This window comes from Sphaerochaeta sp. S2 (assembly GCF_016406725.1).
GTDB lineage: Bacteria > Spirochaetota > Spirochaetia > Sphaerochaetales > Sphaerochaetaceae > Sphaerochaeta.
Window position 1 is genome coordinate 1 of sequence record NZ_JAEKNT010000097.1, and the last position, 2,766, is coordinate 2,766.

Here is a 2,766-nt window from a genome sequence, read left to right on the forward strand (position 1 = left end):
CCTCTGCCCTGTGGAGCATGTCCTCGTTTGTCAGCTTGGTATGCTTGGTTATCATCAGTTCATACCTGCCGCATTATTGAGGTTTCCCTGCCCATTCACGTTCCTTTGCATCTCTGAGAGCTGTTGCATCTGTTGCATCTGCTGTTGCTGTTGAACCATCTGTGCCTTCTGCTGTCGCATCTTGGCTACATCGGCAAGTTCCCTGAGAGCAGACTGTGGGAGTCCGGCTGCAATGAGTGCCTTCCGTACAAAATCATCGGCATCAAGGTTGTCCAGTGCAGTGGTCATTTGCATTGCATGGAGGGCTTGCAACCATTCAAGGGAGGCTTGCAGTCCATCCTGCATGGCGAACATCTTCACGTTCTTGGCAAGAGGCCCGTCCAGCTCGATTTTCATGAGTGCGTTCTTTACCCTGAGCATTTCCTTGGGAGGCTTTGGCAACCTGTTTCCCTTTGCCATGATTCTGAACACCCGTTTTACGATGGGGTTTATCTTCATGTACTGGGTCGTGCCAAGGATTGAAGCGAGGAGTGCAAGTTCCTCACTCTTGATTGCCTGTGTCTGTGTGGCGGTGAGTACCTTGTCCTGCCGCATGAGATAGTTGAAGAGGTCATTGAAGAACAGTCTCCCGATTTTATCCTCAAGCTCCTTGATCTCATTGCTCACCCATCCGATATCCTGTACCGTCTGGATGATTTCAGGTCTCTGTTCGCTGTTCCCTACGTAGTTTCGTGCCCCTGGGTCAGAAGAGAATCGGCCCTTGAGGGATTCCGGTATTGCCATTGGAGGCTTTGCAACCTTCTGGATTGCCTCAAGCTCGTCCCTCGACATGGAATTGAGTCTCTTTAGCTCTGTGATGTATTTCATGACCAGACCCTTTCCATAGACGGAAGTGCCATCTGGTTCAAACACGTGTACAGCTACCGGAAACTCGTCATAGCCGGATTCCTCAACGATACAATCATCGGTGGGGTAGTAAGTGACAGCAGCATAGGGTTTCTCGGTGGAGATAAGCACCTTTCCTCGTTCACTCCGGAGCTTCTTTCTGGGGTAGATTGCCAAGACGAACTCATGCTCGGTATGCCCTGCATCGGTTTCAACCTCACGCCTGATATCCTTCGGAGTCCTGTCCCCAAATCGGTCAAGGGCATCGGAGGCTGTCATGGTGAAACGGATGAAGATGGTATCGACCTTCCCCCTGTGGTTCTTGTCTATCCAGAAGTCCCACGGAGCGATGGTCTCGAATACGCAAAGCCCGTCCTCAACATCGTCATACACCCATTCAGCAGAAGTACCCTGTACTGCAGCGTCCTTGGTGGCAAGCTTGTCCATCGGGTAGAAGTTGGTCTTGTTCAGCTCTGAGTATATCTGGTTCTCGGAGATTTCAAGATAGTCGTTCGCACCGTGGATGGTGTCGGAGTCCTCGTAATTCTCACCAATGAGGGTGAGTCTGAACCAACGCATGGAAGGGGTAATAAGATTCCCATGATAACCGTTGATGAAGGTATCGAAAGCAAGGATACCTGCGGTGTTGTAGAGCTTCACCGGCTTTATTGGGTTGTTGTTGTCGGAGAATTCATTCATCCTGTGCTGTACGTATGCACAAGCCTCCCAACGGAGTGCCTCGGATTTCTGACGAATGGTCTTCATCCTGCTCCATTTGGAAGCAATCGCCTTCGCAAGAGGGTCATTACCTTGTTTTTTTACCGGTTCTCGTCGGCCCAGATAGTCAAGCGATCCGTTGTCGAGACCTACAGTCACAGTGTTCATGGGTACAGTCTAGGAAATGTCAATAAGTCAATGTTGCTCGGAGGTAACGAGAATAAAATGTACCCAAAGCCAAATATTGTGTTAGACTTTCAGTAAATTTGGAGGGTATGAAACATGGGTTGGTATTCCGATCACTCGGCTGAATGGAAGAAAAAGTCTAAAATTATTTACATAGCCGTCATTATTTTTATTCTCATAGTATCCTGCTTGATTGGTGGAGGATCTTCAGAAGACAACTGGGAGACTGAAGATGCAGGACGCTATGCGTACAATGCAACAAAAGACTTTGTAATGAACTCACTTAAGTCTCCTAGCACCGCCCAATTCCCTGGATACTCCGACGCTGGGGTCAAGGTGCTACGGAAAATTAATACACAGCAGTATGTAATCACAGGATATGTTGATGCACAGAACTCATTCGGAGGAACAGTCCGGACACGCTATGCTGCAACCGTAGAACAAACCGCTTACAGGAAATGGAAGCTGCTTAGCATGGACTGGCTTTGACTATATCGGTTCATAATCAACGGTGATAGCGTCCTCAAACCTCATGCCCCTGCTCTCCAGTTGCGCTCTTATCTGCTCCTCAATCGACATGGCATCGGGAAATGTCATCTGTCCACCTGTCTCTGCATCGGCAATCCTTGAGAGAGAGTCCAGAGCATCATCGTGGGCACAGAACGGATAAGCCCTGTATTCCTGATTGATAAAGGAAGTCATCATATCTTCCCTCTCACCCTCCCAGTTGTAGTGCCACGCACTTTTACACAACCAAACCCTGCGCTCTCGAAATAGAGGCTCCAGTGCTTCAATGCGTTGACCTTTGGGAGCTGTTGCGGTGACAGGATTGATTGCAAAGCGGTAATTCGTATGATTCATGACGTACTGGATATGCTCGATATCAGACTGCATGGAGACTTTCTCGTAGAACACGATTGGCTTTCTGTTCCTGTTCGTGTACCGCTTGACCAGTTGGATGAGGGTATTGGTCTTGCC

3 protein-coding genes are annotated in these 2,766 nt (G+C 48.9%); 1 reads left to right on the plus strand and 2 read right to left on the minus strand.

Features of this window, described 5'->3' with window-relative positions:
- Positions 1-54: 54 nt before the first annotated feature.
- Positions 55-1,770 carry a portal protein gene (locus JF818_RS02825; protein WP_198890473.1) on the minus strand — a complete coding sequence of 572 codons (1,716 nt, stop codon included), beginning with the start codon at positions 1,768-1,770 and terminating at the stop codon, positions 55-57.
- A gap of 114 nt (positions 1,771-1,884) precedes the next feature.
- Here JF818_RS02825 and JF818_RS02830 point away from each other — a divergent pair, with 114 nt between their 5' ends.
- Positions 1,885-2,277 (plus strand): hypothetical protein, encoded by a 393-nt coding sequence (locus JF818_RS02830; RefSeq protein ID WP_198890474.1) that lies wholly within the window; start codon positions 1,885-1,887, stop codon positions 2,275-2,277.
- Here JF818_RS02830 and JF818_RS02835 read toward each other — a convergent pair.
- Positions 2,278-2,766 (minus strand): hypothetical protein (locus JF818_RS02835; RefSeq protein ID WP_198890475.1); only part of this gene is annotated, 489 nt, incomplete at its 5' end.

Excerpts from the sequence above, each read along its gene's own strand:
- JF818_RS02825 (WP_198890473.1), bottom strand. The coding sequence starts at position 1,770 with ATGAACACTGTGACTGTAGGTCTCGACAACGGATCGCTTGACTATCTG.
- JF818_RS02830 (WP_198890474.1), top strand. The coding sequence starts at position 1,885 with ATGGGTTGGTATTCCGATCACTCGGCTGAATGGAAGAAAAAGTCTAAA.